Genomic DNA, 16,805 nt, shown 5'->3' on the forward strand with positions numbered 1-16,805 from the left:
TTTTTGAGGATGCGAAATTGACGTCAGCGGGTCAATCATTGGTCTCGACCTCATCCGGGGCCGTGTTCAGTACGCGAATGGCCAGAGCGCGTGTGATGTCGCGTTTTTCCGCCAGGGCCAATTGGTCCAGTTGGGATACTACGTCGGCTGCGCTTTCAAACCGCCGGTCCATATGCTTGACAAGATAGGCGATGACATCGGGGCCGGGGTTGAGCTGCCTGTCAACAAACAACTTGGCAAGAACCGCGCCCAGCAATGCGTCGTCGGGCGGGTCCAGAGCGACGTGATGCGCGCCTTCGACCCGGCTTTGCAGATCGGCCAGCGGCAACGCCCAGAATTTGGGCGCAAGACGGCCGGTCATCAGCAGGGGGTGCCCTTCGGCCAGTACTAGATTATGCAGGTGGAACAGCGTTTTTTGCTGCTCGAGATCACCGGCAATCAAAGGCACGTCTTCGACCGCAATCGGCATACGCGCCAGGTCTGGCACATCGTCATATCGCAGGTCGCTGGCCTGAAGGATACGCCCGCCGGTTTCAGCGGCCCAGACATGGGCCAGATGGGTTTTGCCCGCACCGGCAGGTCCGCTCAGCACCAGTTTGTTGCCAGGCCAGGACGTGGCCGAGATCATTGCCACCGCCAGCGCATTTGCCGGTGACACAAAGAAATCCTCTCGCCCGAGCGCAGTTTTGGCGGGCAGATCAAAGCTGAGTTGTCGGGCCATTTACTCGGTTTCCTGATCCAGACCTTCAAGACCAGTGTACAATCTGCTGTCGAGGTATAGCGATGTGGCAAAGCGGGCCAGCACGCCCAATGCTGCGGCGACCGGGACAGCGATTAGCATGCCGACGAAGCCGAACAGCGCGCCAAAGACCGACAGGGCCAGCAGGAGCCAAACCGGGTGCAGCCCGACAGAGCTGCCGACCAGCTTGGGTGTCAGGAAATTGCCCTCGGTGACCTGCCCAATGGCAAAGATACCCGCGATAAGCCCGATATGAGCCCAGTCGCCCCAGAACTGAAACAGCGCAAGCCCAATGGCCAGCGAGCCTCCGATAAGGGCGCCCAGATAGGGTATGAACGTGACCAAGCCCGCGATAAAGCCCACAATCAGACCGAATTGCAGACCAGCAAGCATTAGTGCAACCGCGTAATAGGTGCCAAGGATCAAGCAGACCGTTCCCATGCCGCGCACGAACGAGGCCAGAACCGCGTCGATCTCACCCGCCAGCCGCCTGATGATGGGGGCGTGGTCACGTGGCAGCAGCTCTCCGATGCGGGCGGTCATGCGATCCCAGTCCAACAGCAAGTAGACGGCCACAACCGGCACAATGACCAACAGAACAACGATGTTGATCGCGGAACCCAGCGAGGACAGCACCGTCTGCATAACGTCCCCGGTCTTGGATTTCAGCGTTTCGCCAAAGGACACCAGCATCGCGTGCGTGCTCGATTCCCGGTCAAGCAAGGACGGGAACTGTTTTTCTATGAAACTGCGCAACTGTTTGAACAGATCAGGCAGTACATCGACAAGATCCAACAACTGGGTGATCAGCGCAGGGACCACCATCAGAATTGCCAGTACAAACCCCAGAACACCGACGACCGTGATGACCGCCGTAGCGGCCATACGCGACAGGCCCAGCCGCTCCAGCCGGTCAGCGACCGGATCCAGAAAATAGGCAATGGCCCCACCGATGACAAAAGGCAACAAGACATCGCCAAGGGCCCACAGGATCAACGCGAAAACCGCAGCGGCGATGCTCCAGTATCTCAGCTGATCCTTAACCGGCAAAGCCATGGCGATCCCCTTGTTCAGGCCCTTGCAGGTGTTCTTGGCGCATCAAAGCCCATGATGCAAGCGGTTCATGGCGCTTGCGTTTACAGGGGTCAGCCGCGCAACGTCCCCAATTCCGGGGTGTCTTCGGTGGCGGTTTCGTCGGGCCAGTTGGTGCGCCAAATCTCGGCCGACCAGTGACCGCAATGAACCGCCGGACGGTCAAAGCCGGGCAGGGGCGGCAGCAAAGGCGCGACGACGACGTCGTGACGGGGCACCGCGAAATAGGGAAAAGAGTACCGTTCCCGCCCCGACCGGTTCACAACCCGATGGGGCGTGGATTTCAACCGCCCGCCCGACCACAGCTCCAGCATGTCACCGATATTCACCACGAAACCACTGGGCGGGCAATCGGGCGAGATCCAGCCACCGCTGCGGGTCTGCACCTCAAGCCCGCCCACCGGATCGGGGGCAATGATGGTCAAGGCGTCGGTATCCTTGTGCGGATGGATACCATAGCCTGCCTCATCCTCGGCCTGTGGCGGGTAATGCAGCAGGGTCATGTTGGTCATCGGGACCCGGAATGCACTGCGCAGCGCGTCGGCTTTCAGATCCAGTCCCGCCTCTAACGCGCCCAGCAACAGATCGGTGACGCGATCCAGTTGCCGCCAGTAACCCAGAATGACCTCTTTCGCACCGGGTACACCGTCGGGCCAGAGGTTTGGCCCGTATAACGCGCAATCCTCACGCACCGGGTCGTCTGCTGCGACCTCGTGATGCAGTTTGTACCCCTCGTATTTGTCGGCTTTGCCCGAGCCATCATTGGGTGTGAAAAACCCCATGGGTATATAGCCGCGATAGTTGGCGCGGGTGATGGCCTGATCCCATTTTTGCGCGTCATCGACGGCAAAAATCTGTCGGGTGATCTGGCGTACCTGATCCACGGTCTGCCGGGATACGCCTGTCCCGGTGATCGACAAAAAGCCGATCCCCTGACAGGCCGCAAGGATGTAACGGACCGTCGCGTCATAGGCTGCGGTTCCCGGGGCAGTCAAAGGCGCGATATCAATCGTTGGGATACTGTCCATCAGTGAATCCTCACCCCCTGGCGTTGCAATTCAGCGCGAACCGGTGCCAGATTCAGCTGGTCCAGCTCCTGATTGCTTTTCAGTGAGACCGCAGCGGCGATGCCCGCGCCCTGACCTAAGACCGCGCAACAAGCCATGTTTCGGGTTGCGGCATGTGCCACCCGGTCCGCGCCATGCGACCGTCCTGCAACCAGCAGGCCTTTGATGCCCTTGGGCAGCATCGAGCGATAAGGGATTTGCATGTACCGCCCCGTAGTTGGCAGGATCAGGATGCCATAGCCGTCGATGAACTCGGGATAGATGCCGATCGTATCCTCGAACCGGCCCTGATGGCGGGCATCGTTTTCGGTCATGTTGTAGACCGCGTCGATCTTGCGGGTGTCGCGGATGCCGATGGTCATACCGAAATTCCGCAAACGTGCGTTTTCGCAACCGGGCATGAACCGTCGCAGCGCCTCGATGGCCAGCATGGTCTGGCGGCGACCTTCAATCTCGCCGCGCGTCAGGCTGTCGGGATCGGTGCCGTCAACCTCGGCCAGATGGATGAGGTTCATGTACGTCAGCTCGCCCGTGTCATGCATCGCGCCCCAGGTGCCGGCGATGGTGTTCAGATGCGGCGGGATCAGCCCCTGATCGATTGCTTGCTGGAACGGTTTGTGCACGAAGGGTGAGAACATGTCGTCCTCTTTACCCGAGGTCTCAATGTTCCACTCTCCGCCACCGCCCCAGTCCTTGTAGGTCTGCGGGTCAGCTTTCACACCTTCCATGAAGGCGCGTTTATCTACGCCCGCCAGATGGAACATGACCGAAGCCGCCATCATGTCCTCGCGCGGAGTTTTGTGGGTCGGCGCGCCCGAACGATGGGCTACATCCGCGTCGCCGGTGGCATCAATGACGACCTTGGCCAAAATCGCTTCGCGCCCGGCCTTGGATTCTGTGATGACGCCGGTGATCCGGTCTCCATCCAGGATCGGCGCGACGAATTGTCGGTGCAGCATCGGGTGCACACCCGCCTCTTCGACCAGCTTGTCGGCGACCAGTTTGAAGCCTTCGCTGTCCAACTCATAACTTAGCGACTGGCTTTCGGGAACGGCGGCCCCCATCTCCTTGGCGCGGGTTTCGAACTCCATCCCGATGCCGCCTGCCTCGACGGTTTGCTCGTGCCGGTACCAGGCAAGTCCTTCGACGCCGACCGCCGTGATGTTGCCACCCATGCAGCCGAACCGATCAATCAAAGATACCTCGGCCCCCGCACGTGCCGCTGCAAGCGCTGCGGCCAACCCGGCGGGGCCGGAACCGACGACCAGAACATCGGTTTGATGAATGACGGGGATTTGGCGTGCGGGTTCCTGAATGGTCTGCATTGGCGCCTCATGGAATTTGCGTTTCCGCTACCATTGGGATTCCCGATTGGCGGGTCAATCAAAAAACCGACTGCCGCAAGGTCGGAAAAACACCAATGCGCGATTGCCCCCGGCGGGGCTTTGGCATAATCACCTGTCCAGTCGAATTCTTACCTTTGAAGGTCCGTCCATGCGCCTGAGCCGTTACTTTCTGCCCGTTCTCAAGGAAACCCCGTCCGAGGCTCAGATCGTCAGCCACCGGCTGATGCTGCGTGCAGGGATGATCAAGCAGGCCTCTGCCGGGATTTATTCCTGGTTGCCGCTGGGCTTCAAAGTGCTGCGCAAGCTGGAAAACATCGTCCACGAGGAACAGGCGCGGGCCGGTCACATCGCGATCCAGATGCCCATCATCCAGTCGGCGGATCTGTGGCGTGAATCCGGGCGCTATGACGATTACGGTCAGGAGATGCTGCGGATGAAGGACCGGCATGACCGGGACATGCTGTTCACGCCGACGGCCGAGGAATTGGTTACAGATATCTTCCGCGGCCACGTCAGCAGCTACAAGGATCTGCCGCTGACGCTCTACCAGATCCAGTGGAAGTTTCGCGATGAAATCCGCCCGCGTTTCGGCGTGATGCGGGGCCGTGAATTCTACATGAAGGACGGATACAATTTCGACCTGACCAAGGAAGATGCGCTGCACGCCTATAACCGCCATCTGGTCAGCTATCTGCGCACTTATGAACGGATGGGACTTCAGGCGATTCCGATGCGCGCCGATTCCGGCCCCATCGGTGGCGATGACACGCATGAGTTCCTGGTTCTGGCCGATACCGGCGAATCCGAAGTTTTCTATGACAGTGCTGTCACTGACCTGACCTTTGGCGACCGTGACATCGATTATGACAACCGCGAACAGTGTCAGGCCATTCTGGAAGAGTTCACTTCGAAATACGCGCGCACTGATGAAACCCATGACGAGGCGCTGTTCAATCAGATCCCCGAAGAACGCCGCCGCGTGGCGCGCGGCATCGAGGTGGGTCAAATCTTTTACTTTGGCACTAAATACTCCGATCCCTTGGGCGCGACTGTCCAAGGCCCGGATGGCAAACCGGTTCCGGTTCACATGGGCAGCCATGGTATCGGTGTCAGCCGCCTTGTAGGAGCAATCATCGAGGCCAGCCATGACGACAAGGGCATCATCTGGCCCGAGGGCGTGACCCCATTCCATTGCGGTATCGTCAACCTCAAGCAGGGCGATGAAGAAGCCGATGCAGCCTGTGACAAGATCTACACGGCGCTGACGGCTTTGGGTCTGGAGCCGCTTTATGACGACCGCAACGAACGCGCTGGCGGTAAATTCGCCACGATGGACCTGATCGGTCTGCCCTGGCGCATCACGGTTGGCCCGCGCGGTCTGAAGAATGGTGTGGTTGAACTGACCTGCCGCCGCACTGGCGAAAGCGAGGAACTGAGCCCCGAAGCGGCCGTTACCAAAGTTGCTGAGATTTACCAGCAGATCGCCTGAGCGACCATCAGTTGCTGCATGAAGCGGGCGTTGAAACACGCCCCGTGATCCGGAAGGGGTGCCGAAGGCTCAGACCTGGCGGCCCTTCCCAGGCTACCTGAAGGCCGACCGCGTCAGTCGGTCGGTTCTCAGTTTTGATCCGACGTCGGGCGCTCGGCCAGGACGTCTCCGTTGGCTCCGTCACCTGTGGCCACAACAATCGGGCGGCCAAGGCGGCTGATCAGTTCGCGAAACTCGATATCCAGAAAGCGCAATCCGCAAATCCGCGCATCGGTTGCCCGATCCGTGATACACAAACGGCCCTGCCGGAACACCAGACGATATCCTTTGTCTTTCAGGATGTCTGCCAGATTGCCCCAGCTTGCTGCGGTGACAAAGATCGGCCGGATGGCCGCGCGCAGCAAGGCTGCGGTCTCACAATCCAATTCTGTTGAAGCCTGACGGGTCGAAATTGCACCCGCGCCATTGGTTGAAATTCGTAAATTCATTGAGCGACCCCCGCTCTTTAAATGTGTTCCCCCATGGTTAGGGTGGCAAAGTTTCTGAAAATAATCAAAAAGAGTAATAAAATTTCGCACTTATTGTTGCCTTTACGATTCAGTGGCTCACGATGTGCGATGATTAACGTCATACCTGAAACAATCACCTTCTGTCTGTGATGCGCTTCACAACTCATGGTGTAGCGCCCGAATTAGAAGACACCTGTTTTGCACGTGTATTTTGGTCATGTCCTGCAACGATTCGGCTCATTCAGGCTGAGGAGCCAGTTCAGAGTGACAACCGGCTTGACCATTGGGCGAAATGCCGAAAGGGTCGCCGCAAACAAGAAAACCCGGAGCAGGCATGGCCAAGACACCCCCGCCCTTTGCCCCTTTTGAATGGAAAATCGCCTGGCGATATCTGCGCGCGCGCAGGGCCGAAGGCGGTGTCAGCGTGATGACATGGATCTCTTTGATCGGGATCACGCTTGCCGTGTTTGCGCTGATTGCAACGCTGGCTGTCCGTTCAGGTTTTCGCTCTGAATTCGTCGGCACCATTCTGGGCGCCAATGCGCATGTGACGGTCTATTCCTCGGGTGAATTTGACGCGCAGGGCCGGGTGGATCGAACAATTGCCGACTACAAGGAACGCACCGACCGCATAGCGCAGGTGCCCGGAGTTGAGCGTGCCGCACCGCTGGTGAAGGGGCAGGTGCTGATCACCAACCGCGACAGCAGCAGCGGGGTCGAGGTGTTTGGCATCCGACCCGACGATCTGCTCGACCTGCCGGGTATCGCGCAGGCGGAACAGGCGGCGGGGGACCTGTCGGACTTCCAGACGGGTGAGGATGTCATCGCCATTGGATCGGGTGTGGCCCGCAGCATCGGGGCCACTGTCGGGGATGTGGTCAAACTGACCTCGCCCAACGGGGTCAAAACCGCCTTTGGCACGTCGCCGCGCGTGAATGCCTATCGCGTTGTCTATGTGTTTTCGGCCGGTCGCTATGACATCGACCGCACCCGCGTCTACATGCCGTTTTCGCAGGCGCAGGGCTTTTTCAACCGTGAAGGTGTGGCGGATGAGATCGAAGTGATGGTGGACAAGCCCGAAGATCTTGGCCCGATCCTGATTCCCATTCTTGAGGCGTCGGGCGAGCGCAGCCAGATCTGGACATGGCAGGACGCATCCGGCGGCTTTCTACGCGCGCTCGAGGTTGAGGATAATGTGATGTTCATCATCCTGTCGATCCTCGTTCTGATTGCTGCGATGAACATCGTTTCGGGCCTGATTATGCTGGTAAAGAACAAGGGGCGCGATATCGGAATCCTGCGCACGATCGGCCTGAGCGAGGGATCGGTTCTGCGCGTCTTTTTCATCTGTGGTGCGTTCACCGGCCTGATTGGCACTGCAATGGGGGTCATCCTGGGATGCCTCTTTGCGATCTACATTGATCCGATTTTCTCATTCGTAAACTACGTGATGGGCGGTGGCGTGTGGGATCCGTCGATCCGTGGCATCTACGCCCTGCCGGCCGAACTGCATCTGAGCGATGTGCTCAAGGCGACGGGCCTGTCGCTTGGCCTGTCTTTCATCGTCACCTATTTCCCCGCCCGCCGCGCGGCGCGGCTGAACCCGGTCGAGGCGCTGCGCTATGAATGATGTCACTTTGCGACTGAACGGTCTGACCAAGACCTACCTCAAAGGCACACCGGGCGAGGTGCAGGTTCTGCGCGGGGTCGACCTCGAACTGCGCGCGGGTGAGGCTGTGGCCATGGTTGCGCCGTCAGGGGCGGGTAAATCGACGCTTCTGCACATCGCCGGTCTGCTGGATAGGCCTGACAACGGAACCGTGGAAATCGGGGGGCAGAATGTGAACGGCAAGGGCGACCGAACCAGAACGGCGTTGCGTCGGCAGGATATCGGTTTCGTATATCAGTTCCATCACCTGCTGCCCGAGTTTACGGCGCTGGAAAACATCACATTGCCGCAACTGGCCAATGGCGCGTCCGAAAAAGCTGCTCAGGCACGGGCATTGGATCTGCTGGACCGTGTGGGCGTCGCCCCGCGCGCCAGCCACCGTCCTGCGGCGCTGTCGGGCGGTGAACAACAACGCGTGGCTTTTTGTCGGGCGCTTGCCAACGCGCCACGTGTTTTGTTGGCGGACGAACCGACAGGCAATCTGGACCCTGAAACTTCGGATCAGGTGTTCGATGCGCTGATGAAACTTGTGAGGGACGACGGTTTGTCGGCGTTGATCGCGACCCACAACCTCGAACTGGCGGCGCGCATGGATCGCATGGTCCGGCTTGAGGGTGGCGTGCTCAGGCCAGTTGAGTGATTGCAACACCGATGGCCATGACCGCGATACCTCCTGCCCGCATCAGGGTGAGGGGTGCAACCTGCGCGCCGAACAGGCCGAAGTGATCGATTGCCGCGGCACTGATCAATTGCCCCAACAGGACAAAGAACACGGCGTTTCCCACACCGAAATGCGGGGCGACATGGGTGATCGACAACACATAGAATGCAATCAGGATGCCAGCGAACAACAGGTGTTTCGGGGCCTGCGCAACCTTGGTCAAGGCTGCAAAACCGGGAAACAACAGCATGGTCAGAACCGAGGCGGCCAGGGCAATTGCAAACAGCACCACAGCTGCCGTTGTCGGTGATCCGATGACCTTGCCAAGGGCCGCGTTAAGAGCGGCCAGTATCGGAATTCCAAATCCGGCGGCCAGCATGATGGCTGCGTATTGTGTCATTGCCCGAACCCTCTGCACCTGTTTCGTTGATCTGGATCATTGCGCCCATATGCCTGTCGGGCAACCCTGCAAATGTCAATTGTGACAGGAGGATACGATGTTCAAGGCAACGATCGGTATGCTGGTTCTCGGGGTCTCGGCTGCTGCCGCACAAGCTGCTTGGGCGCAGGATGCCGCGACCGGAGAGGAACTCTATTTGCATTACTGCGCGACCTGTCACGGGATTGACGCAACCGGGCAGGGGCCGATGGCCAGTGTGCTGGTTGTTCAGCCGTCCGATCTGACCGCATTGTCCAGCGAAAGCGGGGTGTTCCCGACTGCCCGCGTTGTCGCCCGCATCGACGGCAGGGATCCGCTGGTCAGCCATGGCAGCCCGATGCCGGTCTATGGCCCTTATTTTGACGGGCAGGACACATCCATGAAAACACCGGAAGGTCAGCCGATTCTGACCAGCCAGCCGATCGTTGATCTGGTGGCATATCTGGAAACCCTGCAGCGCGCCCGGAACTAACTGCAAATCCCCTCGATCCTGGCTTCGCTCCACGGGATCAGGACCGGGCGCTCGCGCCCCTGTTCCGGCAGGGGCGACAGATCAAAGTGGGCACCCAGCATGTCGTGTAGTCTTTTGGTGCGCTTGGCCTGAGGGGCCAGCGCGCGACAGCACACGTATTCCTCGACAATCGCGCCCTGCTGTTCGAACCCGTAGGTCAGAAAATCCGGAGAAGTTTCTAGGTCGAACAGATACGGATCCCTTCGGCCCCCATGTTCCGCCGCAGCGCGCAGGGGGTGGTAACCCGTGGTCCGGCGATTCTGCCATTGCCAGACATGCGTCAGCTCATGGGCCAAAAGCATCGCGGCCAGCAGGTTCATCTGATCCGGAAAGTCGGCCATATAGTCCTCCAGATACCAGTCGCGGGCAAAGTAGACTTTGTTGAAGAGGGCCACGGCGGCAGGTTTGCCCGTCACCGGCCCGGGGTCCACCGGGGGCAGAATGCGTTCGCGGCAGGCCAGTCGCGGGCGTTCTTCGCGGAAATACGTCACGTTTGCCACCGGGGCACCTTCGACCAGACGGATGTGATCCAGATTCAGGGTTTCCCCCTGAATGGTTTCCGCAAAATCGCGCTCCTGCTCGGTCAACTCACGACCGCAGGCGGCCAGCAACAAAAAAGAAGCAAAGAATACACGCAGAACCATAAGTTGAATCTTATTCCGCTGCGGGTATTCCGCAAACCGTTTTCACAGACTCATGGCCAGAACCCGGCTGATTTCCGTAAGTGATCGCCCGGACTGACCCATCCATGTATTAAAGGCGTTCTGAACCGCCTCCATCGCTTTCTTCGAGGTGGCAGGCTTGTCGATCACACCTTCGGCAATCAGGCGGGCTGTGACATCCTGGGACAGAATGAAGCTGTCCCGCCCGGCAAACCGCATCGCGTACTGTGCCGAAGCGCCGCCCAGTCGGGCCCCGCGTTTGGCCAGCATGGCCAGAAGATTGACGTAGTCATCAGATGGCCAGCCGCCCAGCACTTTACCCACGCCGCCTTCCTCGCGCAGCTCAAGCAGGAACGCAGCGTTATCCCGTACAGCCGCGATCTTGGTTCCATTCCTGACGATGCGCGTATCCTGCAACAGGGTGTCAAACTTCTCATCATCCATGAACGCGCATCGCCCCACGTCGAACCTGTCAAAGGCTGTTTCGAACCCGTCCCATTTGTTTTCGATGACTTTCCAGTTGAAACCGGCCTGAAAGATACATTTCGTGATGATCGACAGCCAGCGATCCTCGGGCATCGCTGCCAGTTCCTCAGGGGTTTTCGGTTTGCTCAGTTTTGCGTCCAGTGCTTCTGGACCGCCGTGGCGCGCAGCTGCGATTTCAAAGATTTCGTCAAACGTTCGCATCTGTCTAACCTTGATGTTGCCCGACAATGAATGTTTGCCTTTTGTTCTTGTTTGGCAATAAAAAATATGACCGTTTCCAGATTTGAGGCAGTCCCCGGAATAACCGAATTCGCAGAAAAATGCGGTTTTTTGAAAGAAGTTCTCGACAAAAGGTGGCAAAATGTTTTCTGATTGACTCGTCAGTCAATGTCCCGTCTTAGCGAAATGAAACAAGGGCTAGCCGGGTTGGATGCGTAAAGGGAGCCGGGAGGGGGGAACAATCTGGCAGAAAGATCTTTTCCACAATTTGGAAACGGATCACTGTTCTTTTCCAGCCAAATTTGTGCATGCTGCGGCATGGCATTGTCATCAGACAGAAAGACCGGCGGGAAAATCCTTGCCGGGATGGGCAAAACAAATATGACAGGGAGTTAAGTCCATGAAAAAACTAAGTGTAAGCCTAATGGCTCTGAGCGTTGCAGGCGCGGCGCAGGCGGCGGATATGGGCGCCGTGGATGAACCGATCAAACTGGCGATCAACGAATGGACCGGCCAGCACGTCACCACGCATGTGGCGGGTGAGATGCTCAAGGCAGCCGGGTACAACGTCGAATATGTGACCGCTGGCATGATGAACCAGTTCCAGGCGCTGGCCGATGGCGACATCGACGCGACACTGGAAATCTGGTCTTCCAACGTTTCCGATGAATACGCCAAGAAAATCGGTGAAGGCACTGTGGTCGAAATCGGTGATCTGGGTCTGGATGCCAAGGAAGGCATCGCATACCCGGCGCATGTGGCCGATCTGTGCCCGGGCCTGCCCGCATGGGAAGCGCTGAAAGATTGTGCACAGGTCTTTGCGACGGCGGAAACTCTGCCCGGTGGTCGTCTGGTCGACTACCCGGCCGATTGGGGTACTCCGGGCGCGGATCGCATGACCGGTCTGGAATTGCCTTTCAAAGCCGTACCTGCAGGGTCCGAAGGGGCGCTGATCGCGGAATTGCGCGCTTCGACCGAACGCAAATCGCCACTGCTGATCACCTTCTGGCAGCCGCATTGGGCGATGTCGGCCTATGACGTTCAGTTCGTTGAACTGCCAGCCGGTGAAGAGGCGTGCTTCAGTGATCCGGCCTGGGGCCCGAACCCGAACGCTGTCAATGACTGCGACTTCTCTCCCTCGCGCATCTTCAAAGCCGGCTGGAGCGGTATGGAAGAGAAATGGCCGGCAGCCTTTGAAATCCTGACCAACTATCAGCTGGCGGTTGAAGACCAGCAGCCGATGATGGGCGCGATCGACGTTGACGGCGGAAAGGTCGAAGAAGTTGTCGCCGCATGGATGGCTGAAAACGAAGGCAAATGGCGTCCGGTTGTAGACGCGGCAACCCAGTGAGCCCGCGTAAGTGACGGACACGACCATGCCAGCCATCGCCTGCCGGAATCTCTGGCAGGTGTTTGGCCCCGGCGCTGACAAAGCCCTGACCGACGCGCTGTCTCGGTCAGGGAATGACGCAGACAAGGCTGCCGCCGCCCTTCGGGAACAGGGGCTGATCCCTGCCGTTCAGGATGCCAATTTCGAAGTTCAGGAGGGCGAGCTTTTTGTCATCATGGGTCTGTCGGGCTCGGGCAAATCCACGCTGATCCGCTGCATTTCGCAGCTGCTACCTGGCACGGGCGGTGAGATTCGGGTGGACGGCGAAAATGTCATCGGAGCCTCGAAGAAGGCCCTGACCGAGTTGCGCCGCAAAAAACTGGGCATGGTGTTCCAGCATTTCGGCCTGTTCCCGCATATGACCGTTTCCGAAAACGTGGCCTATCCGCTGCGCGTGCAGGGTGTGGGCAAGAAGGAACGGCTGGCGCGCGCACAGGAGGTGATCTCACTGGTCGGTTTGGAAGGGCGCGAAGACAGCTTTCCGCGCCAGCTTTCAGGTGGCCAGCGCCAGCGTGTGGGCATTGCCCGCAGCCTCGCCGTAAATCCCGATATCTGGTTTCTGGATGAACCGTTCTCGGCCCTCGACCCATTGATCCGCCGCCAGTTGCAGGATGAATTCCTGCGCATTCAGGCGACGCTGAAGAAATCCATCGTCTTTATCACCCATGACATTCAAGAGGCGCTGAAGCTGGCCGACCGCATTGCAATCATGCGCGACGGCAAGATTGTTCAGATCGGAACGCCCACAGATATCGTGTTGCGCCCGGTGGATGATTACGTGCGCGAATTCTCGAAGGATGTCGCCAAAGGTCAGCACGCCAAAGTCGCCTCGGTGATGCGGAGCAAGGCGGAATGTGGCCCGGATGATCCCGGCCTCACCACCTCGATGACGCTGGACGCAGCCCTTGCGCATTGCATGGAGCTGTATGAACCCGTGCCCGTACGGGATGAGGCAGGCAATGTCGTCGGCACGGTGCATCCGTCCGATCTGGCCGCAGCTCTCCAGGTGGACGAGACATGACCGCCATAACCGACCTCCCGACACGGCGCAGTGCGCAGTTGACGGCAGGTGCGAAGGCCGCCCTGATAACTGTTATCGTCGGTGCAGTTTGCCTCGCGCTCGAGGGTATCGCCCCGTGGCTGGTCAAGTGGCCCGCCGCGTGGGAACTGCCTGCAACCCAATGGGTTGGCGCGTTTCTGGACTGGTTTCTGAACCTGATCAAACCGGCAATGCGGCTGTTTTCGGACCTGATGACCCACCCAATGAACTGGGCGAATTTCGTGCTAGGCAAAACGCCATGGCCTATCCTGATCGGGATTGTGACCGCGTTGGGCTGGTATCTGGGCGGCTTGTCCATGGCCGCACTTGGCTTTCTGGGCCTCAGCTTTGTTTTGGCCTCGGGCTATTGGGCCGAAAGCATGAATACGCTGGCGCTTGTCGCCGTGTCTGTCCCTGTGGCGCTGGTCATTGGGGGCGGCATCGGCATCCTCGCCAACGAAGTGCCAAAGGTGAAATCCTTTGTGCAGGCCGTGCTGGACATCATGCAGACGGTGCCGACCTTTGCCTATCTGACACCGCTGCTGCTGCTGTTTGGATTTGGTCCTGTTGTTGGTCTGATTGCTTCGGCCATCTATGCCGCACCGCCCATGGCGCGCAATGTGATGCTGGGATTGGAACGGGTGGAGCCCGAGATCAAAGAGGCGGCCATCATGTCCGGCGGCACTCGGTTCCAGCAACTGTTCCAGGTCGAAATCCCTGCCGCCACCACTCAGATCATGGTCGGTGTGAACCAATGCCTGATGGCTGCTCTGTCGATGGTTATCATCGCCGCCGTCATCGGCGGGTTCAACGATATCGGCTGGGAGGTTCTGCTGACCATGCGCAAGGCGCAGTTCGGCGAGTCGCTGATGGCGGGTCTGGTTATCGTGGTCTTTGCCGTGGTGATCGACCGGATGAGCGGCACTTTGGCGACCGAGCGTAAACGCTATGACAGCCGTGTTGTCTGGGCGATGCTGGGTTTTGCTGTTGTCTTCACGGCGGCCTTCTGGGCGTGGTTGCCAAACCCTGCGGAGCTGACCCTGCTGGACCCGATGGCCGAAGCCGTGGACAGCGGCCTGACCGCATTCACGCAGGCCAATGGCCAGTGGCTGGACGCCCTCAAAAACAACTCGCTGTTCTATGTACTGCTGCCGCTGCGGATCGGGCTGGATCAGGCGGTGCTGCCCTTCACATGGGGTTTCCAGTGGACGTCGAGCATGAGCTTTGGCCTGTTTGCGGCCGGTGCCGGGATTGCGCTTTTGATGGTGTGGCGCGGACGGCTGACTGGTGGGCTGGTCGTTCTGATTCTGATTGGAATGCTGGAAACCGGTATCGCGAACCTGCCGTGGCCCTTTGTCCTGACTGGCGCTGCCGCGCTGGGCTGGGTTGCCGGGGGCTGGCGTCTGGCCGCGCTCTGCGTGGGGCTGCTCTGCACCATCCTCGTCTCGGGCCTGTGGGAAAGGGCGCTGCTGTCGCTTTATCTCAGCGGTGCAGCGGTGTTTACCTGCGCTTTGGCGGGTGGGCTGATCGGCCTTGCCAGCGCGGTATGGCAGCCTGTGTGGAACGTGGTTCGCCCGATCTGTGACATGTTGCAGACGATCCCCCTTTTCGTGTTCCTGATCCCGGTGCTGATGGTGTTCCAGATTGGCGAGTTCTCGGCCTTTCTGGCCATCTGTGCCTATGCGATTGTCCCGATGATCCGCTACACGCGGCACGGGCTGGTCAATACACCGGATGAGATGATGGAGGCCGCAATTTCAAGCGGCGCGACCGAGTGGCAGATCATGCGCGATGTGAGGGCGCCTTATGCGGCCCCGACCATCCTGCTTGGGCTGAACCAGACCATCCTTTATGCCTTTGCCATGCTGGTCATCGCGGCACTGATCGGGACCACCGGTCTGGGCCAGTCGATATATCTGGCGCTGGGTCAGGCGGATGTAGGATTGGGCATATCTGCCGGGGCCGCGATGGCGATTCTGGCACTGATCGCCGACCGCATCGTGCAGGGCTTTGCCGAAGAACGCCGCGCGGCGCTTGGGCTGTAATACAGGGCAGGGGCGGTGTATTCGCCCCTGTGACCCAACTTGATTTCGGGCAAGGAAGTCGCTGCCCTCTCACTCTAGACCGACCCCAACACGTTGGAGAATATCATGACCGGTTGGGGCCTATTTCTTGCAGCACTCATCGTTTTCCTGCTCAGCCATGCAATTCCTGTACGGCCCACCGTGCGGGGCTGGCTGATCGGCACGCTCGGGCGCCGGGGGTATTTCGCGGCCTATTCACTTCTGTCGCTGGCCGTGCTGGCCTGGCTGATTGTCGCCGCTGCAAACGCCCCCTATGTCGAGGTCATTCCGCCGTTCGCAGTCTTGCGCTGGGTGCCAATACTGATCATGCCCGTGGTGTGCTGGCTGGCTGTGGCCGGGCTTGCGATCCAGAACCCGTTTTCTTTCGGTGGGATGGGCAAAAGGCCTTTTGACCCCGAACACCCCGGTATTCTGCGCACCACCCGCCACCCGATCCTAGCCGCGCTGCTGTTGTGGTCCTTGGCGCATCTTCTGGCCAATGGAAGCCTGTCACATGTGATCCTGTTTGGCCTGTTTGCCGGATTTTCTGTTATGGGCACGATCCTGATCGACAGGCGTAAATCGCGTGAGATGGGCTTTGAATGGGTTCGGTTGTCCCGAAATACGGCGCGGTTCTCACTGCGCTCACCGCGACCCTGGCCACGCCCTTGGGTCTGGCTGACCGCACTGGCCGCTTATGCGGTTCTTCTTCACCTGCACACACCTGTGATTGGTCTGTCGCCGCTTCCTTGACTGGGGGAGTGGTCGGGCTGCGCCTTGCGTGCTATTTGAAACGTCACAATCGAATTACAAGAGGTCCAAGATGCATCTGGCCTATGTCACTACCACCGACCGCGGCGCGACGGATCGCTTGCTGAGCGCTGTTGCTGAGCGTCTGCTGGCATCCGGCGCGAAACTGGCCGGTGTCGTCCAGACGAATACGGAATGTACCGACAGCAGCAAATGCGACATGGATGTCCGCGTGTTGCCGGATGGGGATACCATCCGTATCTCGCAATCGCTGGGCTCGCAGTCGCGCGGCTGCCGTCTGGACCCCGCAGCGCTGGAACAGGCGGTTGGGTATGTGACTGCCTCGCTTGCGAACGCACCGGACCTGCTGATTATCAACAAATTCGGTAAACATGAGTCTGATGGGCGGGGGTTCCGCCCGGTGATCGGCGAAGCGCTGGCGCTGGATATTCCGGTGCTGGTCGGCGTGAACGGGTTGAACGCGGAAAAATTCAACGCTTTCGCCGAAGGTGCGGCCGAAGAGCTGCCTGCGGATTTGGACGACATCATAGGCTGGTTCAACCGCATAGCGCAGATGCGCCCGGCTGCGGAATAGGTGCGCAATCGACCGGCGCATTGATCTGAACGTCATGACATGTGGTGGCGAAGGCCACGCGGCACCCTTCGTTCACAAT

At 59.3% G+C, this 16,805-nt stretch carries 17 protein-coding genes; 9 read left to right on the forward strand and 8 right to left on the reverse strand.

What is annotated here, in order from left to right; translation table 11 throughout:
* Positions 1-31: 31 nt before the first annotated feature.
* The 4 genes from ACR3E2_RS01140 to ACR3E2_RS01155 all read right to left on the reverse strand — a co-directional run bounded on the left by ACR3E2_RS01140 (position 32) and on the right by ACR3E2_RS01155 (position 4,223).
* Positions 32-721, reverse strand: a complete 690-nt coding sequence (locus ACR3E2_RS01140; protein ID WP_480481942.1) for an HdaA/DnaA family protein — start codon at positions 719-721, stop codon at positions 32-34.
* Positions 722-1,795: an AI-2E family transporter gene (locus ACR3E2_RS01145; RefSeq protein WP_480481940.1), complete on the reverse strand. Its 1,074-nt coding sequence runs from the start codon at positions 1,793-1,795 to the stop codon at positions 722-724.
* 89 nt (positions 1,796-1,884) lie between these two features.
* Complete coding sequence (locus ACR3E2_RS01150) at positions 1,885-2,859, reverse strand: isopenicillin N synthase family dioxygenase (protein ID WP_480481938.1); 975 nt, start codon at positions 2,857-2,859, stop codon at positions 1,885-1,887.
* Positions 2,859-4,223: an FAD-dependent oxidoreductase gene (locus ACR3E2_RS01155; protein WP_480481936.1), complete on the reverse strand. Its 1,365-nt coding sequence runs from the start codon at positions 4,221-4,223 to the stop codon at positions 2,859-2,861. The genes ACR3E2_RS01150 and ACR3E2_RS01155 overlap by 1 nt, the downstream gene beginning before the upstream one ends.
* A 169-nt stretch (positions 4,224-4,392) precedes the next feature.
* Between ACR3E2_RS01155 and proS the strand changes: the two genes are divergently transcribed.
* Positions 4,393-5,733 (forward strand): proline--tRNA ligase, encoded by a 1,341-nt coding sequence (proS, locus tag ACR3E2_RS01160; RefSeq protein ID WP_480481934.1) that lies wholly within the window; start codon positions 4,393-4,395, stop codon positions 5,731-5,733.
* A gap of 128 nt (positions 5,734-5,861) precedes the next feature.
* Here proS and ACR3E2_RS01165 read toward each other — a convergent pair whose 3' ends face one another.
* Positions 5,862-6,221 carry a hypothetical protein gene (locus ACR3E2_RS01165; protein WP_267366022.1) on the reverse strand — a complete coding sequence of 120 codons (360 nt, stop codon included), beginning with the start codon at positions 6,219-6,221 and terminating at the stop codon, positions 5,862-5,864.
* Between the two features lie 355 nt (positions 6,222-6,576).
* Between ACR3E2_RS01165 and ACR3E2_RS01170 the strand changes: the two genes are divergently transcribed.
* Positions 6,577-7,872 (forward strand): lipoprotein-releasing ABC transporter permease subunit, encoded by a 1,296-nt coding sequence (locus ACR3E2_RS01170; RefSeq protein WP_480481931.1) that lies wholly within the window; start codon positions 6,577-6,579, stop codon positions 7,870-7,872.
* The gene (locus ACR3E2_RS01175; RefSeq protein ID WP_480481929.1) at positions 7,865-8,551 is read left to right on the forward strand and encodes an ABC transporter ATP-binding protein; all 687 of its coding nucleotides are present in this window, start codon (positions 7,865-7,867) and stop codon (positions 8,549-8,551) included. The genes ACR3E2_RS01170 and ACR3E2_RS01175 overlap by 8 nt, the downstream gene beginning before the upstream one ends.
* Here ACR3E2_RS01175 and ACR3E2_RS01180 read toward each other — a convergent pair.
* Positions 8,535-8,972: a DMT family transporter gene (locus tag ACR3E2_RS01180; RefSeq protein WP_480481927.1), complete on the reverse strand. Its 438-nt coding sequence runs from the start codon at positions 8,970-8,972 to the stop codon at positions 8,535-8,537. The genes ACR3E2_RS01175 and ACR3E2_RS01180 overlap by 17 nt on opposite strands.
* Positions 8,973-9,069: 97 nt before the next feature.
* Between ACR3E2_RS01180 and ACR3E2_RS01185 the strand changes: the two genes are divergently transcribed.
* Positions 9,070-9,483 carry a c-type cytochrome gene (locus ACR3E2_RS01185; RefSeq protein ID WP_267366018.1) on the forward strand — a complete coding sequence of 138 codons (414 nt, stop codon included), beginning with the start codon at positions 9,070-9,072 and terminating at the stop codon, positions 9,481-9,483.
* Here the strand turns inward: ACR3E2_RS01185 and ACR3E2_RS01190 are convergent.
* Both ACR3E2_RS01190 and ACR3E2_RS01195 read right to left on the reverse strand, forming a co-directional pair.
* Entirely contained in the window at positions 9,480-10,166 is a 687-nt protein-coding gene (locus ACR3E2_RS01190; protein ID WP_480481925.1) for a hypothetical protein, read from the reverse strand. The two genes, ACR3E2_RS01185 and ACR3E2_RS01190, sit on opposite strands and share 4 nt — an antisense overlap.
* Positions 10,167-10,208: 42 nt before the next feature.
* Positions 10,209-10,871 carry a DNA-3-methyladenine glycosylase I gene (locus ACR3E2_RS01195; protein ID WP_480481924.1) on the reverse strand — a complete coding sequence of 221 codons (663 nt, stop codon included), beginning with the start codon at positions 10,869-10,871 and terminating at the stop codon, positions 10,209-10,211.
* A 418-nt stretch (positions 10,872-11,289) separates the two neighbouring features.
* Here ACR3E2_RS01195 and ACR3E2_RS01200 point away from each other — a divergent pair, with 418 nt between their 5' ends.
* The 5 genes from ACR3E2_RS01200 to ACR3E2_RS01220 all read left to right on the forward strand — a co-directional run bounded on the left by ACR3E2_RS01200 (position 11,290) and on the right by ACR3E2_RS01220 (position 16,726).
* Positions 11,290-12,240 (forward strand): ABC transporter substrate-binding protein, encoded by a 951-nt coding sequence (locus ACR3E2_RS01200; RefSeq protein WP_209504562.1) that lies wholly within the window; start codon positions 11,290-11,292, stop codon positions 12,238-12,240.
* 25 nt (positions 12,241-12,265) lie between these two features.
* Positions 12,266-13,300: a quaternary amine ABC transporter ATP-binding protein gene (locus ACR3E2_RS01205; protein WP_480492660.1), complete on the forward strand. Its 1,035-nt coding sequence runs from the start codon at positions 12,266-12,268 to the stop codon at positions 13,298-13,300.
* Positions 13,297-15,363, forward strand: coding sequence for an ABC transporter permease (locus tag ACR3E2_RS01210; protein WP_480481920.1), 2,067 nt, complete (start codon positions 13,297-13,299; stop codon positions 15,361-15,363). The genes ACR3E2_RS01205 and ACR3E2_RS01210 overlap by 4 nt, the downstream gene beginning before the upstream one ends.
* 105 nt (positions 15,364-15,468) lie before the next feature.
* On the forward strand, positions 15,469-16,134 hold the full coding sequence (locus tag ACR3E2_RS01215) for an NnrU family protein (protein ID WP_480481918.1): 666 nt from the start codon (positions 15,469-15,471) through the stop codon (positions 16,132-16,134).
* Positions 16,135-16,204: 70 nt separating this feature from the next.
* Complete coding sequence (locus ACR3E2_RS01220; RefSeq protein WP_480481916.1) at positions 16,205-16,726, forward strand: DUF2478 domain-containing protein; 522 nt, start codon at positions 16,205-16,207, stop codon at positions 16,724-16,726.
* The last annotated feature ends 79 nt before the right edge of the window (positions 16,727-16,805 follow it).

The organism is Ruegeria sp. AL7 (assembly GCF_056536105.1).

Coding starts and splice junctions, on each gene's coding strand:
- ACR3E2_RS01140 (WP_480481942.1), bottom strand. CDS start 721: ATGGCCCGACAACTCAGCTTTGATCTGCCCGCCAAAACTGCGCTCGGG.
- ACR3E2_RS01145 (WP_480481940.1), bottom strand. CDS start 1,795: ATGGCTTTGCCGGTTAAGGATCAGCTGAGATACTGGAGCATCGCCGCT.
- ACR3E2_RS01150 (WP_480481938.1), bottom strand. CDS start 2,859: ATGGACAGTATCCCAACGATTGATATCGCGCCTTTGACTGCCCCGGGA.
- ACR3E2_RS01155 (WP_480481936.1), bottom strand. CDS start 4,223: ATGCAGACCATTCAGGAACCCGCACGCCAAATCCCCGTCATTCATCAA.
- proS (WP_480481934.1), top strand. CDS start 4,393: ATGCGCCTGAGCCGTTACTTTCTGCCCGTTCTCAAGGAAACCCCGTCC.
- ACR3E2_RS01165 (WP_267366022.1), bottom strand. CDS start 6,221: ATGAATTTACGAATTTCAACCAATGGCGCGGGTGCAATTTCGACCCGT.
- ACR3E2_RS01170 (WP_480481931.1), top strand. CDS start 6,577: ATGGCCAAGACACCCCCGCCCTTTGCCCCTTTTGAATGGAAAATCGCC.
- ACR3E2_RS01175 (WP_480481929.1), top strand. CDS start 7,865: ATGAATGATGTCACTTTGCGACTGAACGGTCTGACCAAGACCTACCTC.
- ACR3E2_RS01180 (WP_480481927.1), bottom strand. CDS start 8,972: ATGACACAATACGCAGCCATCATGCTGGCCGCCGGATTTGGAATTCCG.
- ACR3E2_RS01185 (WP_267366018.1), top strand. CDS start 9,070: ATGTTCAAGGCAACGATCGGTATGCTGGTTCTCGGGGTCTCGGCTGCT.
- ACR3E2_RS01190 (WP_480481925.1), bottom strand. CDS start 10,166: ATGGTTCTGCGTGTATTCTTTGCTTCTTTTTTGTTGCTGGCCGCCTGC.
- ACR3E2_RS01195 (WP_480481924.1), bottom strand. CDS start 10,871: ATGCGAACGTTTGACGAAATCTTTGAAATCGCAGCTGCGCGCCACGGC.
- ACR3E2_RS01200 (WP_209504562.1), top strand. CDS start 11,290: ATGAAAAAACTAAGTGTAAGCCTAATGGCTCTGAGCGTTGCAGGCGCG.
- ACR3E2_RS01205 (WP_480492660.1), top strand. CDS start 12,266: ATGCCAGCCATCGCCTGCCGGAATCTCTGGCAGGTGTTTGGCCCCGGC.
- ACR3E2_RS01210 (WP_480481920.1), top strand. CDS start 13,297: ATGACCGCCATAACCGACCTCCCGACACGGCGCAGTGCGCAGTTGACG.
- ACR3E2_RS01215 (WP_480481918.1), top strand. CDS start 15,469: ATGACCGGTTGGGGCCTATTTCTTGCAGCACTCATCGTTTTCCTGCTC.
- ACR3E2_RS01220 (WP_480481916.1), top strand. CDS start 16,205: ATGCATCTGGCCTATGTCACTACCACCGACCGCGGCGCGACGGATCGC.